This window comes from Mesorhizobium sp. CO1-1-8 (assembly GCF_020164875.1).
In the GTDB taxonomy this organism is placed as follows: Bacteria; Pseudomonadota; Alphaproteobacteria; order Rhizobiales; family Rhizobiaceae; genus Mesorhizobium.
Genome location: NZ_JAIUGZ010000008.1, coordinates 1 through 16,572, shown reverse-complemented (window position 1 = coordinate 16,572; position 16,572 = coordinate 1). Strand labels below are relative to the sequence as shown.

At 63.4% G+C, this 16,572-nt stretch carries 17 protein-coding genes; 12 read left to right on the top strand and 5 right to left on the bottom strand.

The window, feature by feature from the left end; genetic code table 11:
* The first annotated feature begins 28 nt into the window (after positions 1-28).
* Positions 29-2,368 (top strand): response regulator, encoded by a 2,340-nt coding sequence (locus LB558_RS17140; RefSeq protein ID WP_224698667.1) that lies wholly within the window; start codon positions 29-31, stop codon positions 2,366-2,368.
* Between the two features lie 16 nt (positions 2,369-2,384).
* Here the strand turns inward: LB558_RS17140 and LB558_RS17135 are convergent, their stop codons facing one another.
* The 4 genes from LB558_RS17135 to LB558_RS17120 all read right to left on the bottom strand — a co-directional run bounded on the left by LB558_RS17135 (position 2,385) and on the right by LB558_RS17120 (position 5,912).
* Complete coding sequence (locus LB558_RS17135; protein WP_224698665.1) at positions 2,385-3,137, bottom strand: Stf0 family sulfotransferase; 753 nt, start codon at positions 3,135-3,137, stop codon at positions 2,385-2,387.
* Between the two features lie 150 nt (positions 3,138-3,287).
* Entirely contained in the window at positions 3,288-4,142 is an 855-nt protein-coding gene (locus LB558_RS17130; protein ID WP_224698663.1) for a lytic transglycosylase domain-containing protein, read from the bottom strand.
* A gap of 5 nt (positions 4,143-4,147) precedes the next feature.
* Positions 4,148-5,401 carry a flavodoxin-dependent (E)-4-hydroxy-3-methylbut-2-enyl-diphosphate synthase gene (gene ispG, locus LB558_RS17125; protein ID WP_224698877.1) on the bottom strand — a complete coding sequence of 418 codons (1,254 nt, stop codon included), beginning with the start codon at positions 5,399-5,401 and terminating at the stop codon, positions 4,148-4,150.
* Between the two features lie 331 nt (positions 5,402-5,732).
* The gene (locus tag LB558_RS17120; RefSeq protein ID WP_013529217.1) at positions 5,733-5,912 is read right to left on the bottom strand and encodes a YdcH family protein; all 180 of its coding nucleotides are present in this window, start codon (positions 5,910-5,912) and stop codon (positions 5,733-5,735) included.
* A 239-nt stretch (positions 5,913-6,151) separates the two neighbouring features.
* On the opposite strand from LB558_RS17120, the gene LB558_RS17115 reads away from it, so the two are divergent.
* From LB558_RS17115 to LB558_RS17075, 9 genes are all read left to right on the top strand, one after another.
* Positions 6,152-6,355, top strand: a complete 204-nt coding sequence (locus LB558_RS17115) for a YdcH family protein (RefSeq protein WP_013529216.1) — start codon at positions 6,152-6,154, stop codon at positions 6,353-6,355.
* A 396-nt stretch (positions 6,356-6,751) separates the two neighbouring features.
* The gene (locus LB558_RS17110) at positions 6,752-7,744 is read left to right on the top strand and encodes a TIM barrel protein (RefSeq protein WP_224698661.1); all 993 of its coding nucleotides are present in this window, start codon (positions 6,752-6,754) and stop codon (positions 7,742-7,744) included.
* Between the two features lie 59 nt (positions 7,745-7,803).
* Positions 7,804-8,856 (top strand): substrate-binding domain-containing protein, encoded by a 1,053-nt coding sequence (locus LB558_RS17105; RefSeq protein ID WP_224698659.1) that lies wholly within the window; start codon positions 7,804-7,806, stop codon positions 8,854-8,856.
* A gap of 84 nt (positions 8,857-8,940) precedes the next feature.
* Complete coding sequence (locus tag LB558_RS17100; RefSeq protein ID WP_224698657.1) at positions 8,941-10,455, top strand: sugar ABC transporter ATP-binding protein; 1,515 nt, start codon at positions 8,941-8,943, stop codon at positions 10,453-10,455.
* 9 nt (positions 10,456-10,464) lie between these two features.
* The gene (locus LB558_RS17095) at positions 10,465-11,433 is read left to right on the top strand and encodes an ABC transporter permease (RefSeq protein WP_224698655.1); all 969 of its coding nucleotides are present in this window, start codon (positions 10,465-10,467) and stop codon (positions 11,431-11,433) included.
* Complete coding sequence (locus LB558_RS17090) at positions 11,430-12,305, top strand: MurR/RpiR family transcriptional regulator (protein WP_224698653.1); 876 nt, start codon at positions 11,430-11,432, stop codon at positions 12,303-12,305. Before LB558_RS17095 ends, LB558_RS17090 begins: the two co-directional genes overlap by 4 nt.
* Complete coding sequence (locus tag LB558_RS17085) at positions 12,302-13,195, top strand: ribokinase (RefSeq protein WP_224698652.1); 894 nt, start codon at positions 12,302-12,304, stop codon at positions 13,193-13,195. The genes LB558_RS17090 and LB558_RS17085 overlap by 4 nt, the downstream gene beginning before the upstream one ends.
* A gap of 101 nt (positions 13,196-13,296) precedes the next feature.
* Positions 13,297-13,794, top strand: a complete 498-nt coding sequence (purE, locus tag LB558_RS17080) for a 5-(carboxyamino)imidazole ribonucleotide mutase (protein WP_224698651.1) — start codon at positions 13,297-13,299, stop codon at positions 13,792-13,794.
* Complete coding sequence (locus LB558_RS17075) at positions 13,791-14,876, top strand: 5-(carboxyamino)imidazole ribonucleotide synthase (protein WP_224698650.1); 1,086 nt, start codon at positions 13,791-13,793, stop codon at positions 14,874-14,876. The genes purE and LB558_RS17075 overlap by 4 nt, the downstream gene beginning before the upstream one ends.
* A gap of 89 nt (positions 14,877-14,965) precedes the next feature.
* Here LB558_RS17075 and LB558_RS17070 read toward each other — a convergent pair whose 3' ends face one another.
* A complete protein-coding gene (locus LB558_RS17070; RefSeq protein WP_224698649.1) occupies positions 14,966-15,388 on the bottom strand; it encodes a lysozyme inhibitor LprI family protein in 423 nt (140 codons plus the stop codon).
* A gap of 240 nt (positions 15,389-15,628) precedes the next feature.
* On the opposite strand from LB558_RS17070, the gene ykgO reads away from it, so the two are divergent.
* Both ykgO and LB558_RS17060 read left to right on the top strand, forming a co-directional pair.
* Positions 15,629-15,754, top strand: coding sequence for a type B 50S ribosomal protein L36 (gene ykgO / locus LB558_RS17065; RefSeq protein WP_006327841.1), 126 nt, complete (start codon positions 15,629-15,631; stop codon positions 15,752-15,754).
* 112 nt (positions 15,755-15,866) lie between these two features.
* Entirely contained in the window at positions 15,867-16,472 is a 606-nt protein-coding gene (locus LB558_RS17060) for a tetratricopeptide repeat protein (RefSeq protein WP_127260405.1), read from the top strand.
* Positions 16,473-16,572: the final 100 nt, after the last annotated feature.

The following is a 16,572-nucleotide window of genomic DNA, read 5'->3' as shown; positions in this document are numbered from 1 at the left end:
AAATGGTGCGTATGTGTTGGGGTTGCGCATGCCTGAATATTCGTCCTTCATCCGGTCGGTCCGGATCCGCTATATTTCAGGGTTGCTGATCTTTGCCCTGGCTTCCGCCGGAATCGTGATTGCCCTTGATCGCGTCAATTCCTTTCGCCGTGACATCGATGCGCTGAGCAGCAACCTCGTCATCTTCACCCGCGACCTGCGCAACGCGACCAGCTTTGCCGAGACGACCGGCACCGCCTGGCGGGCGGAGACACGCGATGCCCTGACCACATCGGCGCGCGGCCATTCGGAGCGCCTGACCGGCGAGATCGAGACGCTGACTGCCCAGCTTGCGGCGATCAAGCCGCGGCTGTCGATCAAGACCGTCAACGAACTCCAGTCCGCTTCAGTTAACGGCGATCTGTTCTGGTCGCCGCGCGACATGGTGCGCAATTTCAACCTGATGTCGGTGGCGCAGAAGGTCGACGAGTGGAGCTATCGCGAAATCCGCAACCAGAACGATCTGTTCGCCCAGCCGATGCTGGTCCGCGTCCGCACCGCCATGGACGATGAGCGCCATCTGGCCGATGCCTCCAGCGACAGGCTGTTGTTGTGGGCGAGCGGCATCCTGTTCGCGGCCCTTGCCATCGTCGCCTTCTGGATCTTCCGTCCGATGGAAGTGGCGATCCGCCGCGCCTTTGCCGAATCCGCCGAATCCCTGTTCAAGGCCGAGGCCGCCGACCGCGCCAAGTCAGAATTCCTGGCCAATATGAGCCACGAAATCCGCACGCCGATGAACGGCGTGCTCGGCATGGCCGAACTGCTGGCCAAGACCGATCTGACCGCGCGCCAGAAGACCTTTACCGACGTCATCGTCAAATCCGGCAACGCGCTGCTCACCATCATCAACGACATCCTCGATTTCTCCAAGATCAATGCCGGGCAACTCACTCTGGACCCTGCTCCCTTCCGCCTTTCCGAGGCGGTCGAGGATGTGGCGACGCTGGTCTCGGCGCGCGTCGCCGAAAAGAACCTCGAACTGATCGTGCGCGTCGATCCGCGCCTGCCGGCCCATGTCATCGGCGACGCCGGCCGGTTCCGGCAGATCATCACCAACCTGCTCGGCAACGCGGTGAAGTTCACCGAGAAGGGTCATGTGCTGATCGATGTCGGCGGCGAGATCGTTAACGACGTGGTCCAACTCAAGGTTCGCGTCGAGGACACCGGCATCGGCATACCGGCCGAGAAGCTGCAGAACGTGTTCGAGAAATTCGCGCAGGTCGACGGCTCGTCCACCCGCCGCCATGAGGGCACCGGGCTGGGCCTCGCCATCGCCGCCCGCCTCGTCGACCTGATGGCAGGCAAGATCGGCGTCGAAAGCGAGATTGGCCGCGGCTCTGTGTTCTGGTTCGCTGTGCCGTTGCCCGCGCATCAGGCCGCGGCGCGCGACGAGATCGTGCCGGTGGACGTCACCGGCGCGCGTGTGCTGGTCATCGACGACAATCCGGTCAACCGTGAGATCCTGCTCGAGCAGCTCAGGAGCTGGAGCTTCGACTGTGCCGCCGCCGAAAGCGGCGCCGTCGGCCTGGCCTTCCTCGACCGTGCCTTTCAGCTCGGCGCCGCCGTCGACTGCATCATCCTCGACTACCAGATGCCGGGGATGAACGGCGCCGACGTCGCCAGAGCCATTGCTTCCGACAGCCGGTTATCCTCCATCCCGGTGGTGTTGCTGACCTCGGTTGACCAGGTCGATTTCGGCAAGATGATCATCGACTTCGGCATATCAGCACACCTGACCAAGCCGGCGCGCTCCGCGGTGCTGCTCGGCACCGTCATCTCGGTCATCCAGAAGGCCCGTTCGCAGGTCGGCAAGGCGCGGTTCGTCCGCGAACCGATCGTGCAGGTTCCCCCGGCAGCGCCGCCCGCCTTCACCGTCATCCGCGGTCCGGCAATGCCGATCGCGGCAGCGCCGGAATCGACAACCACGCCGAACGGACCGATCGACATCCTCATTGCCGAGGACAATGACGTGAACCAGTTGGTCTTCGGCCAGATCCTCAATGGGTTGGGCTTGAGCTACCGCATCGCCGGCAATGGCCGCACGGCGGTTGAGATGTACCGGGCGCTGCGCCCCAAGCTGATCCTGATGGACGTCTCGATGCCCGAAATGAACGGCTACGAGGCGACCCGCGCCATCCGGGCGATGGAGGTCTCGACGGGCGCCCACATCCCGATCATCGGCGTCACCGCGCACGCGCTGAAGGGTGATCGCGACAAGTGCATCGAATCAGGCATGGACGACTATCTGCCGAAGCCCGTTTCGCCCGACCGCCTGGGCACCAAGATCGGCACCTGGCTCAGCGAGACGGTGGTGGCCAAGACGGCTTAGCCACCTCCTCGAAACCTCAGACGGTTGCATCCAGATGATAGCGGCGCATCCAGTCGAGGCTCGTGTCGTCGGAGAGCTTTGCAACGCCGGGGCTCACGTCCTTGGCGTCAGGCGCTCGGATCCCCAGGGCTTTGCTGATGCCTAGCAATGTCGCAGCCGGGTTCGCGGCAAGACGCTCATAGCCGACCCGCAGCGGAGATATGCCTTGCTTCGCGAACCAAATGTTCCAGGCCGCATCATAGGTCTCGAGTTTCGCGACCTCACGCCTGATCCGCTCGAAATCATATTGGGGTTCTTTCGGCGGGGCGACCCTTTCGATCTCGGTGCCGTCGGGAGCGACATGCCAAAGACCGGTCTGCTCTGCCTTGATCAGGGAGACAGCCTGCGCGAGCTTGTCCTCCCGCGAGAGGTGTATGTAGAGGATGCGGCCAAAGGCCTTTTCGAGACGCGCTCTGTCGGATGGCAGTTTTGGGAAAATCTGGTCGAGGATTGCCGAGAGTTCATCCAGATTTTCGCGCATCAAGCGAAGGCCGAAGAGGCTGGTCCCCCCCTTGCCGGCAGCGATCGCCGCGTTGAGATAGGCGACATTGAAGTCGAGCTCACTCATCGTGTCGCGATCGGGCAGCTGCCACTCTTCAGCCCACTCCAGAACATCCTGCCGCCGATAGAATGAGTGCGGATCGCCAGCCGTCTTCGTGGATGCCAGAAGCTTACACAGCAGCGTGCTTCCGGTCCTCGGCGTGCCGCAGATAATGTATCCATCGAACATGTTGTGCCCATGCAGCTTGTCAAAGGCAGGGGCTGGTGCCCCTGGTAAAGATGGCCGCCGCTATAGCTGAAATCTTTGCTGGATGCGACGTCACGGCTGTCGCTTTTAAATGCCTTTCTCCGACAGAACACTGCGCCGGCAGCGGCCAAATTACCGGTTGCGCACCACCACGCATGCCCCACCGATGCTTTGCAATTTCTGGCAGATGACGTTGGCATCGGCGCGATGATCGACACCGATCCTGACCGCGTAGATGCCGCGCCGGCCGATTGGCGTGCGCACCCGGCTGACCACCGGATCATGCCCGTTGAGCAGGGCCGGGAACCGGCTCCTTACCCTGAGCCACTGGTTGATCGCGGCACTGCGGCGAAAATTACCAGCCACCTGGATGCCCCACGGCTTTACGTTGATCGAGGCCATCGCCACGGTCCGCGACATGATCACCGGCAGCTTTCGGCAAGCGACGGCAAAATCCGCCTTTGCGTCGAGCGGCTCGACCTTTCCGGCATAGGCCCGGTCCGTGAACTTGTCGGCAGGTTCGCCCATGATGTCGAAGACATAGCTTTCGGTTTCCATCGGCAGGAAACCGCCGGAGCTGAGCCAGCGCGACACCCGGCTCTCGCCGGCATTGTAGGCGGCGGCTGCCAGGCCGAGATTGCCGTAGCCGGTTTTCATTTCGGCAAGATATTTCGCCGAAGCCGGGATCGCCTGGTTGATGTCGAAGGAATTGGCGAGCCCGCGCATCTTGGCGGTGCCCGGCATGAACTGGGCAATGCCTTCGGCACCGACCGGACTGACGGCATTGGGATCGAAACGGCTTTCCTTCCAGATCAGCCGGGCGAAGAAATCCCTGGGCAGGCCGTTCTGGTCGGCATGCGCCTGGATCAGATTGCAGACCTTGTCGATAAGCCGCTGCTTGGCGGATTGCGGCGGATCGGCCTGAGCCAGCGTCGACCAGACCAGCCCACACAGCAGGATCAGCGTCGCCCATAGGAAACGCTGCATTTGACCTACTCTGCCGCGGCCTTGCCGCCGCGACCGAACCGCTGTTCGATATAGTCGGCGACCATTTTCTCGAAATCCGCCGCGATCGACGGTCCGCGCAGCGTCGCCGCCTTCTTGCCGTCGACGAAGACAGGCGCGGTCGGCGTCTCGCCGGTGCCGGGCAGCGAAATGCCGATGTCGGCATGCTTGGACTCGCCCGGGCCGTTGACGATGCAACCCATCACCGCGACCTTGAGGTTCTCGACGCCGGGATATTTGTCGCGCCAAACGGGCATGTTCTTCCTGAGATCCGCCTGGATGTTCTGGGCAAGTTCCTGGAACACGGTCGAGGTCGTGCGGCCGCAGCCGGGGCAAGCAGCAACGATCGGCACGAACTGCCTGAACCCCATGGTCTGCAGCAACTCCTGCGACACCTGCACCTCGCGCGTGCGGTCGCCATTCGGCTCCGGCGTCAGCGAGATCCGGATGGTGTCGCCGATGCCTTGCTGGAGCAGGATGCCCATGGCGGCCGACGAAGCGACGATGCCTTTCGAGCCCATACCAGCTTCAGTCAGGCCGAGATGCAGCGCATGATTGGAGCGGGTGGCGAGCTCGGCATAGACGGCGATCAGGTCCTGCACGCCGCTGACTTTGGCCGATAGGATGATTTTCTCGCGGCCAAGGCCGATCTCCTCCGCCATCTCGGCTGAGAGAATGGCTGACTGCACGATCGCCTCGCGCATCACCTCCTGCGCCGTCAGCGGAAAACCCTTGTCCTGGTTGTCGTCCATCAGCCGGGTCAGAAGCTCCTGGTCGAGCGAGCCCCAGTTGACACCGATGCGCACCGGCTTGTCATGCCTGATCGCCATCTCGACGATATCGGCGAACTGCCGATCCTTCTTGTCCTTGAAGCCGACATTGCCGGGATTTATGCGATATTTGGCCAGCGCCTCGGCGCAGGCCGGATGGTCGGCCAAAAGCTTGTGGCCGATATAGTGGAAATCGCCGACCAGCGGCACGTTGATGCCAAGCCGAAGAAGCCGCTCATGAATGCGCGGCACGGCGGCGGCACTCTCGTCGCGATCAACGGTGATGCGCACGATCTCGGAGCCGGCCCGGTGGAGGGCTGCGACCTGCGCAACCGTCTGGTCGATATCGGCCGTGTCGGTGTTGGTCATCGATTGAACGACAACAGGCGCGCCGCCGCCGACGACCACGCCGCCGACATCGACGCCGACCGAGGTGCGGCGGGGGAAAGGAGAGGAAAAATATCCGGTCATGCCGGCAGCCTTTTGTCTCTGGAGCATCTTGTGTCCTGCACGGGCGCACAACGACGCCCCGGGCCGATGCGCTGAGGTCCGGGCATGAGGTGGAGGAGCAAAGATGGCTTGTCAATGGCGACAGGTCGCCACTGGCCGGAATCGGCACGCCGCCAGCGACCAGACAATCGATGATCTGGCCAAACGGGCGACGGCCGAAGCGGAAATTGAACCGGTGCAAGTCCAGCTTCGGCTCACAGACCCGTGCTGGAAAATCAAAACCCTCCACACCGGCGGCGGGGAGCCGCCGGGAAAAGAGGCCGCGATACCGGGCGGCTATGTCAGGAGGGCATCAGTGCGTGGTCGGTTTTCCTCTTAGTTTTTCAATCTCGTCCTTGAGTGCCAGCTTGCGTCGCTTGAGATTCACGATTTCGAGGTCGTCGACCGATGGATGATTCATCGCGTCATCGATTTCACGTTCGATGTCGCCGTGTTTCCGCTGCAACTCATCAAGATGGGATGCAAGAGACATGATTGGTTCTCCCTTTCATGGTTTTCCTCGATTGCAACCGTCACGGCGCGTCCACCGCAGGTTCGCTTCTGTGACGGCACGGTGACAGTGTGTCACCTTCCGGGGGCGATGTCGAATGATCCGTGGTAGCATTCCACGACACCGTGAAATGTGATATGGCCTGCACGCCGGTGACAAAACACCCGGTCCCGCCCAATCAGGCCCAGCTTTGGGCGCCGCAGACGTGCAGACGGTAGAGAATGTCCGATCAGGAACAGGCCGATATTCGCCTCGAATTTTCCCGCCTGAAGCAGGAACACGCCGATTTCGATGCAGCCATCAACGCGATGATCGCCATGGCCTGCGATCCGCTGCAGATTCAGCGCATGAAGAAGAAGAAGCTGTTCCTCAAGGACCGGCTGATGGCGCTGGAAGACAAGATCATTCCCGACATCATTGCTTGACGATGTGATGTGCTGACGCCGCTCGAGCGCCAGGCAGCGGCGATCTCCATCTCCCTGCGCGGTCGTGTGACGGTGCCTTTTGGCCGGTCAATCGTCGGGCTCTTTTTCGCTGGTGCACTAGCCGCGACGGCGCCTTTTCATACCGGGCGACCTCGCACGTGGAGCGCCTCGAACTCGACGGCTTCGTCGCACCTTCCGCAAAACGGCGGCTGACGACGGTCCTGCCCGGGCATCGATCCCACCCGTTCTTACGCATTGTCCGACGTCGCCACCGGAAAACCTGCGCCTTCGCGCGGCTCAGCCCAGCCGTCTGGACAGCTCACCACCCAATCTGCAAAACAATAACTTTACAAATATTCATATTTGTGTGAAGTGATGACGATTGAAAGGTCGACCATGACAGCCACTCGTTTCGCCACGCGCCTGAATTCCTTTGCCTCGCGACCGCAGGCCGAATGGCCTGATCTCATCGGCAAGCCGTCGCTCCTGCAGATGGCGGCGCGCGCCGCCAAAGTTTCCGGGCTGACCGACCTCGATCTGAATTACCCCGACCATGTCGTCGGCGAAAAGCCTGCTGAAATCGCCCTCAAACTGGGCGATCTTGGACTTTCCATCAATGGCTTTGCCATGCGCTACTACTCCAACCCCGCCTTCAAGCTCGGCGCCTTCACCAATCCGGATCCCGCGGTGCGCCGTGAGGCCATCGACCTGACCAAAGCCGGCATCGATGCCGTGCGTGAGGCCGGCGCCAGCCTGATGACGCTGTGGCTCGGCCAGGATGGCTTCGACTACGCCTTCCAGGCCGATTACGCGACGCTTTGGCAACACGAAATTGATGGAATTCGTGAAGTTACGGCACATGACCCCGACTGTCAGATCAGCCTTGAATACAAACCGAACGAACCACGCTCCTACAGCCTGATGCCGGATGCGGCGACGACCTTGCTGGCGATCCGCGATGTCGGCCTGCCCAATCTGGGCGTCACCCTCGATTTCGCTCATGTGCTCTATGCCGACGAACAGCCGGCCTTTGCCGCAGCCCTGGTGGCGCGTCACAGCAAGCTGCTCGGCATGCACCTGAACGACGGCTACGCCAAGCGCGACGACGGCCTGATGGTCGGCGCGGTGCACACGCTGCAGACAATCGAGCTGCTCAGGCAGATCCGCCGCGACGGTTACGCCGGCGCCATCTATTTCGACACATTCCCCGACATGACCGGGCTCGATCCGGTGCGCGAGTGCGAAGTCAACATCGCCACGGTCAAGCGCATGCTGCGCGTCGTGGACCGGCTGGAGCAGGACAATCGCCTGTCCGCCGCTATGGACAGCCAGGATGCGGTGACGTCGCAGGCCATCGTCCAGGAAATCGTGCTCGGGCCGGATAGCTGAGGCATCCGAGCCATCACCGTTTTCAACAAGGCCAGATCTTTTAACAAGGGAGGAATACAATGAAACTTCTGCTTGCCACTGCTACCGCCGCACTGATGGCGCTGTCGATAGGCTCTGCCTTTTCGGCCGACCTCGCGCCGCTCAATTCCGACACGGAAAAGGACCGCATCGACTGGTCGCAGGTCGAGGCTAAATTCGGCGCGTTCCCCAAGCTGCCCGAAGGCACCAAGGCAGGCGCGGTCTCCAAGACGCTGACCAATGAATACTGGCGCTCGCTGGGCCAGGGCTACACGGCATTCGGCGCCAAGGTCGGCGTTCCCGTTGTCTATCAGGCAGCGCAGAGCGAGGGCGACCAGCTCGGCCAGCTCACCATTGCCGAAGGCTTGGTGACGCAGGGCTACAACGTGCTGCTCGTCTCGCCGCAGACGGATGCCAATCTGCAGCCGATCATGGAGCAGGCCAAGGCCGCCAACGTGCCGGTGGTCAACGTCAATGACGCGGTCATCCCGCAGGCCGAGCATTATGTCGGCAATGTCCAGCGCGACAATGGCGTGCGCGTCGCCAAATGGTTCATCAAGAACCGTCCGAATGGCGGCAAGGTCGCCATCGTTGAAGGCCAGGCCGGCGTCTATGCCGCCGTACAGCGCACCGATGGATTCAAGTCCACCATCACCGAAGCCGGCAAGTTCGAGGTCGTCGCCAGCGTTCCCGGCAACTGGGACCGCCAGACCTCCTATGACGCTGCCACTAACATCCTGCAGCAGCACCCCGACCTGATCGGCTTCTATGCCAACAATGACGGCATGGCGCTGGGCATTGTCGAGGCGGTCAAGGCTGCCGGCCTGCAGGACAAGGTTGCCGTGTTCGGCACTGACGGCATTTCCGACGCCTATGCCTCGATCCGCGCCGGCGAACTGACCGGCACGGTCGATAGCTTCCCGGTGCTGACGGGTGAGGTTGCGCTGGAGACGGCGCTGCGACTGGTGGCCGGACAAAAGCTGCCGCGCGTCGTCGCCACGCCGCAGGCACTGATCACCAAGGACAATGCCGACCGCTATTCCGGCGCCGGCGCGCGCCACGCACTGCTCGAGGACGCCGCCGCGGGCCAGTAAGGCCAATCGGCGAGTGCCGGCCAGAGCAATTCGCTGCCGGCCGGCACCGTTGCCCCGAGATAGAACCCTCGGAGATAGAACCCAATGTCACCCCGGCTGCAATTCCAGGGCATTTCCAAGCTGTTTCCGGCCGTACGGGCGCTCAACGACGTGTCGTTCTCGGTCGGCGCTGGTGAGATCCACGGCCTGCTTGGCGAGAACGGCGCCGGCAAGTCGACGCTGCTTCGCATCCTGTCGGGCGTCTACAGGCCGACAGCGGGAAGCGTTCTTATCGACGGCAAGCCGGTGACGCTTGCCAACCCGGTCGCCGCACGCGCCGCTGGCGTCGCCATGATCCATCAGGAATTGCAGCAGGTGCCACGCCTCAGCGTCGCGCAGAACATGTTTCTCGGCCATCCACTGACGCGCGGCGGCATGTTCGTCGCCCGGCGAGAGCAGGAGCGCCGCGCTGCCGAGGCTCTTGCAGCCATTGACCCGTCCATCGATCCAGCCGGCCCGCTCGGAACCCTGAAGGTGGCGCAGCGGCAGATTGTCGAGATCGCCCGGGCGCTGCTCGACCGCGCACGAATCGTCGCCATGGACGAGCCGACATCGAGCCTGACGCCGAGCGAATTCGAACGGCTGGCGCACGTCATTACCGGCCTCGCTCGCGACGGCGTCGCCGTCGTTTATGTCTCCCACAAGCTGGACGAGGTGTTCGGCATCTGCCAGCGCGCCACCATCATGCGTGACGGCGTGGTCGTCGATTCCGTCGACCTAAAAGGCCTGTCGGAAAAGGCGGTCGTGGCGAAGATGGTCGGCCGCGAACTGGCGCAGGAACACCATAATTCCCATGCCTCGGACGAGGTCATGCTGAGCGCGCGTGGCCTCTCCTCGGCAACGAAGGTGCGGAACGTGTCGTTCGATCTGCATCGCGGCGAGGTGCTGGGCATTGCCGGCCTGGTCGGTTCCGGTCGCACTGAACTGTTGCGGCTCTTGGCCGGCGCCGATCGCGCCACTGTCGGGACGATTGCAATCGACGGCAAGGCGGCGCGGTTCTCCAGCCCGCGTGACGCCATTGCCGCCGGCATTGGCCTGGTGCCGGAGGAGCGTAAACGTGAAGGCATCGTGCCGCTGCGCTCGATCAGCAGCAACATGGCGCTGGCCTCGATGGCCGTGTTCGCGCCGCGCGGCCTCATCGATCACGCCAAGTTGAAACGAGTGGCCGTCGACAAGATGGGGCGTGTCAACCTGCGGCCGTTTCTGCTCGACCGGCCGATCCGCCTGTTCAGCGGCGGCAACCAGCAGAAGGCGATCATCGGCCGCTGGCTGGCCGCGGGAACACGCATCCTCTTGTTCGACGAGCCGACGCGCGGCATCGATGTCGGCGCCAAGGCGGAAATATATCATCTGATCGAGGAACTCGCCGCCGAGGGTCATGCGGTGATCGTCGTCTCCTCCGAGCTTCCGGAGGTGATCCGGCTCGCCGACCGCGTGCTGGTGATGCGCGACGGCTCGATCGCGGCCGAACTCCACAAGGACGATATCAGCGAACAGGCGATCGCGGCGCACGCCATCCCGCAAACGCAAACGCCGGCCGCGCAATCGGCAAGGCAGTAGGTGACGGATATGTCGGATAGCACTCTGGTGCGGCCACGGGCCGAATTCCTGCGCGGGATTTCCATGCGCGACGCCGGCACGCTGATCGGTCTCGTCGTGATCCTGGCTGTGTTCGGCGCGATGGTGCCCGGCTTCTTTGCCGAGCGCAACCTGATCAACATCCTGCAGCAGTCGAGCATCAATGCCTGTCTGGCGCTGGGCATGACGCTGGTCATCATCTCCGGTGGCATCGACCTGTCCGTCGGGCCGACGGCAGCACTCTCGGCCGTCATCTCGGCCTCGATGATGGTCGCCGGCGTGCCGTTTCCGCTGGCCATCGCCGCCGGCTTCGCCATCGGCCTTGCCTGCGGCCTCGTCAATGGCGTGCTCGTCGCCTATGTCGGGCTGCAACCCTTCATCGTCACGCTGGGAACGCTCAGCACCTATCGGGCGCTGGCGCTGATCTACACCGGCGGCAATCCGGTGCTTGGCCTTCCGCCAGGCTTTCGCGCCATCTTCAACGGCTCGCTGTTCGGGCTGCCGCTGGCGGTCGTCATCGTCGCCGGCGTGGCTATCGTCGCCTGGGTCGTTTTGAAGAAGACGCCCTTCGGTGAATATCTGCTCGCCGTCGGCGGCAACGAGGAGGCGGCCTACATCGCCGGCGTGCCGATTGCCCGCACCAAGATCGCCGCCTACATGATCTCCGGCCTGCTGGCGGCGCTTGCCGCGCAGATCCTGATCGGCCGGCTCGGCGCCGCCGAACCCATCCTCGGCAATCTCTGGGAGCTCGACGCCATCGCGGCTGCCGCCATCGGCGGCGCCTCGCTGATGGGCGGTAAGGGCAGCGTCGTCGGTACCATCCTCGGCGCCGTCATCCTCGGCGCCATGCGCAACGGTTTGACGCTTATGAACGTCCAGTCCTTCTATCAGCTTCTGGCAACTGGTCTTATAATCCTCGCCGCGATGCTTATCGATCGCGTGACGAGGGGGCGTGGATGACCTTGAGCGGGCTGGACCTGAAAGCTGTAGGACCGCGCATCCGCATGATGATGCCGCATCTCACTCCCTTGGAGGCGAAGGTGGTGGAAACCGTCTTCGGCCGGCGCGGCTTCGACGAGAGCATTCCGCTGAAGCAGATCGCCGAGGAATCCGGCGTGTCCGAGGCTATGGTGGTCAAAATCGCCAAGAAGCTCGGCTTCTCCGGCTATCGCGACTTCCGCACAGCCGTCTATGAGTACAGCCGCCTGCCGACCGCCGAGATGCACCAGGAACTGTCATCCGACGACAGTTCGGCCGAGATCGTGCAAAAAGTGTTCCGCACCTCCATCCAGGCGCTGGAGGAGACGCTGGCGATCCTCGACATCGAGGATTTCGACCGCGCTGCCGAGCTTCTCTTCCGGGCCAAGAACCGGGATTTCTATGGCGTCGGCGGCTCGGCGCAGATCGCGCGCGACGTTTCGCACAAGTTTCTGCGCATCGGCATCCGGGCGTCGGTCTATGACGATTCGCACATGATGCTGATGTCGGCCTCGCTGCTTGGCGGCGACGACATCGCCGTCGGCTTCTCGCATTCGGGCAACACGACGGCCGTCATCGACGCCATCCAACTGGCACGCAAGAACGGTGCCCGCACGCTAGCCATCACCAATTACGACAATTCGCCGCTGGCCGCCGTCGCCGACATCGTGCTGTGCTCGACCGCGCAGGGTTCACCGCTGATGGGCGAGAACGCGGCGGCCCGCATTGCCCAGCTCAACATCCTCGACGCGTTGTTCGTGGCGGTGGCGCAGCGCGACTACCAGGCGGCGGAGCGCAATCTCGGCCGCACCATGTCGGCGGTGACATCGAAACGAAAAGACCGGGGCTCATGACGACAACGCCGCTGGTCACCGTGTTCGGCAGCCTGCATTACGACATCATGGTCGACGCACCCGACCGCCCGCGCAAGGGCGAGACGGTGACCGGCCATGCCTGGCAGCCAAAATGCGGCGGCAAGGGCGGCAACCAGGCTGTCTCGGCGGCGCGGGCCGGCGTGCGCGCGGCGATGATCGGCGCGGTCGGCGACGATGATTTCGGGCGGGCGTTGCTGGCCAGTCTCGATCGCGCCGGGGTCGACCGCCGCTTCGTGCGGGTGGCCGCTGGCGCCGGCTCGGGCATGAGCGTGGCGATCTTCGACGCAGGCGGCGACTATGGTGCGGTGATCGTCTCGGGCAGCAATCTGACGCTGGGCGATGCTGACATTGCCTCGGCTTCCGATGTGATGGCACAAACGGCGGTGCTCTTGTTGCAGAACGAAGTGCCGGAAGCAGCCAACATTGCCGCAGCACGCGCGGTCAAGGCACAGGGCGGCCGCGTCGTGCTCAACGCGGCCCCGGCGCGCAAACTCTCCGAGGAGTTGATCGCGCTGGTCGACATATTGGTGGTCAACGCCATCGAGGCGGAGTTCCTGACCGGCATGGCCGTGGTCGAGACGCTCGACGGGGCCGCGCAAGCGGCGCGGCGGCTGGCCGATCTCTATCCGGCGGCGATCGTCACGGCAGGAGGTGAGGGCGTCGCCTGTCGCGACTGGACCGGCGAGGCCTTCGCGCTGCCGGCCATCCCGGTCAAGGTCGCCAGCACGCATGGCGCCGGCGATGAATTCGTCGGTGCGCTGGCTGCGGGGCTTGCCCGTGGAGAGGGCATGAAGGCCGCCGTCACCACCGCCAACGCGGCCTCGGCCTTGCTGGTCTCGACACCCGAGGCCGAGCGCGACAGCATCTGATGGCCTGATTCCGTCTCGCCAAACCGCTGCGGTGGCCACCTATCCTTGCGGCTTGGCGCGAATTCCGCTAAGGCGCGCCTTTGTCGCCGGGGAACACAGACTTGGACGATCAACGCGCCGATGTCGCCATCATCATGGGCAGCCAGTCCGACTGGGCGACGATGCGCCATGCCGCCGAAACGCTGGAGGCACTGGGCATTCCGCACAAGCGGCTGATCATCTCCGCGCATCGCACACCGGACCGGCTCTATGATTTCGCCAAGGGCGCCAAGGCGGCCGGCTACAAGGTGATCATCGCCGGCGCCGGCGGTGCCGCGCATCTGCCCGGCATGACGGCGGCGATGACGCCGCTGCCGGTGTTCGGCGTGCCGGTGGAATCGAAGGCGCTCTCCGGGCAGGATTCGCTGCTGTCCATTGTCCAGATGCCGGCCGGCATTCCCGTGGGCACGCTGGCCATAGGCAAGGCGGGTGCAACCAATGCAGCCCTTCTGGCCGCGGCCGTGCTGGCGCTCTACGACGACAGGCTTGCCGACCGGCTGGATGCCTGGCGCGCCGCGCAGACCGCCAAAATCGCGACCGAACCGACGGATACGCCGTGAGCCTGCCCGCCGGATCGACCATCGGCATCATTGGCGGCGGCCAGCTCGGTCGCATGCTGGCTGTTGCCGCCGCCCGCCTCGGCTACCGCACCGTGGTGCTGGAGCCGCAAGCGGATTGCCCGGCGGCGCAGGTCGCCAACCGGCAGATAACAGCCGCCTATGACGACAAGGCCGCCCTTGCCGAACTGGCAGCGGCGAGTTCGGTCATCACCTACGAGTTCGAGAACGTCCCGGTCACGGCGGCCAGCGCGCTGGCCGCCAAGGTTCCGGTCTATCCACCGGCACGGGCGTTGGAAGTGGCTCAAGACCGGGTGAGCGAAAAAACATTCCTCAATGGCATCGGCATTGCCACCGCGGACTTCCATGCCGTCGACAATGATGACGAACTGACTGCGGCGCTGAAAGCGTTCGACGGCAGCGGCATCCTGAAGACGCGCCGCATGGGCTATGACGGCAAGGGCCAACGCGTCTTCCGCAACATGGAAACCGGAGGGTTTGCAGGTACCTGCGAGGCGATGGGCAATGTGCCGCTGATCCTGGAATCCTTCGTGCCGTTCGAGCGCGAGATTTCGGTGATTGCCGCGCGCGGGCTGGACGGCGCGGTCGTCGCCTACGATCCGGCCGAGAATGTGCATCGCAACGGCATTCTCCACACATCGACCTTGCCGGCCCGCATAAGGCCCGAAACAGCGCAAGCCGCCCGAAGGGCCGCATCGAAGATCCTCTCGGCGCTGAATTATGTCGGTATCATCGGCGTCGAGTTCTTCGTGCTTGCCGACGGCTCGCTGCTGGCCAACGAGATCGCGCCGCGCGTGCACAATTCCGGCCATTGGACGGAGGCCGCCTGTATCGTTTCGCAGTTCGAGCAGCATATCCGCGCCATCGCAGGCCTGCCGCTCGGCGGCCGGGACCGCCACTCCGACTGCGTGATGGAGAACCTGATCGGCGACGATGTGCTGCGCGTCCCGGCCCTGCTCGCTGAGCCCGATCTGATGCTGCATCTCTACGGCAAGGCCGAAGCGCGTCCCGGCCGCAAGATGGGACATTTCACCCGGATTAAAGCAATTCCAGGAAAAGTGTGAAGCGGTTTTCCCGGGTAAGCCGCATACGCTTTCCCTGGGGAATTGCGTCAGACAACAAAGAGATAGAGCCGTCGCGCCTCATAAGGTGCCTACTGCACGTCGTCGCTCTCGTCCTCGCCTGGATTGGCACAACCCACATCGCCTTCCTCGCAATTGGCCGCGGCAGCAAGCTGCTTGACGCGATCATTGGTCAATCTGGTCAGGCATTGCGAAACTTCCATCGAATGGATCGAGCCACCCGCGCTGGCGGCGGTGGAATGCGCGCACTCGGCATCGCGAAAGGTGATCCAGGCGCGTTGCGCCACTTGTAGCAATCTCTTGCCGTCGGCATCATCCGAGTTGGTGAGGTCCTGATAGGCCTTGTTGAGCCTGGCGTCGGCCGCCTGATAGTCTTCGCCGGCACAGATGTTCATCATCTGCTGGCTGTCGTCGGAGCGGTCGCATTCCTGCGCGCAAGCAGCCGAAGCTGCCGCCAGCAGGACAAGGCAGGCGGACAGGAACATTCGGCGCATGGTTTTCTCCAAATCACTTCACGGCGACCGCATCATCCCAGCCGGCCCAGGGCCGCGCAATGCCGCAAGGCCGACATGGCGGATAATTGATGACAGGGATGATTCACAGCCGCTATGGAGCACGCTTGCGGTTGACAGGGACAAGGCTCCTCGTTTATGAGCCACCCACAGTTCAAAGGCGCGTCTTCTGGCGCGCCTTAAAATTTCGACCCAACCGGGTCCACACCGACAGGCAAGACCATGAAGATCAAGAATTCGCTCAAGGCGCTGAAGGCGCGTCACCGCGACAACCAGTTGGTTCGCCGCAAGGGCCGCGTCTACATCATCAACAAGACCGCCCCGCGCTACAAGGCACGCCAGGGCTGAGTTTTCGGGCAGGAGGCTGTTGCCTCCGCCCATTTGATGCTTGTTGCCGCCTGCCGGCATTTTCACGCCAAATTCAGTTTGACGTTCCGCCGCCTGGGACTAGAGTCCGGCGATGCGGATTCTTTTTGCATTTTTGACATCTCTGCTTGTTTCCGGCGTCATTTATGACCCGGCATGGGCGGATGATGCTGTCGCGCCGCCGACCACTCAGGACGCGCCGCCCGCCGCAACGACGAAACAGGCCCGCCTCGACCAGCTGTTCAGCGATCTGAAACGCGAGCGCAACGAAAAGGCTGCCGAGCGCATCGCCGGCAGCATCTGGAGCGAGTGGTCGCAATCCGGCAGCGCCTCGATCGACCTGATGATGCAATGGTCGCAAAAAGCCGTCGAAGGCCAGAAGTTCGACGTCGCGCTCGATTTCCTCGACCAGGTGGTGACTTTGCAACCGACTTATGCCGAAGGCTGGAACCGGCGTGCCACCGTCCATTTCATGATGAAGAACTACGGCAAGTCGATGTCCGACATCGACCATACGCTGCAGCTCGAGCCGCGCCATTTCGGTGCGCTGTCCGGCCTGGCGCAGATCATGGCGCTGACCGGCCACAAGCAATCGGCGCTCGAGGCCTGGCAAAAGGTGCTGGCCATCTATCCGATGATGCGCAGCGCCCAGGATCAGGTCGGCACGATTTCGGAAGAGCTCGCCGGCGAGGGCATTTGATTGCTCTAGGGGAGTAAGGCGGTAGGGGCAGATTGTACCTGCGGAACACACACCCTACTCCCCTACTCCCCTACTCCCCTACTCCCCTACTCCCCTACTC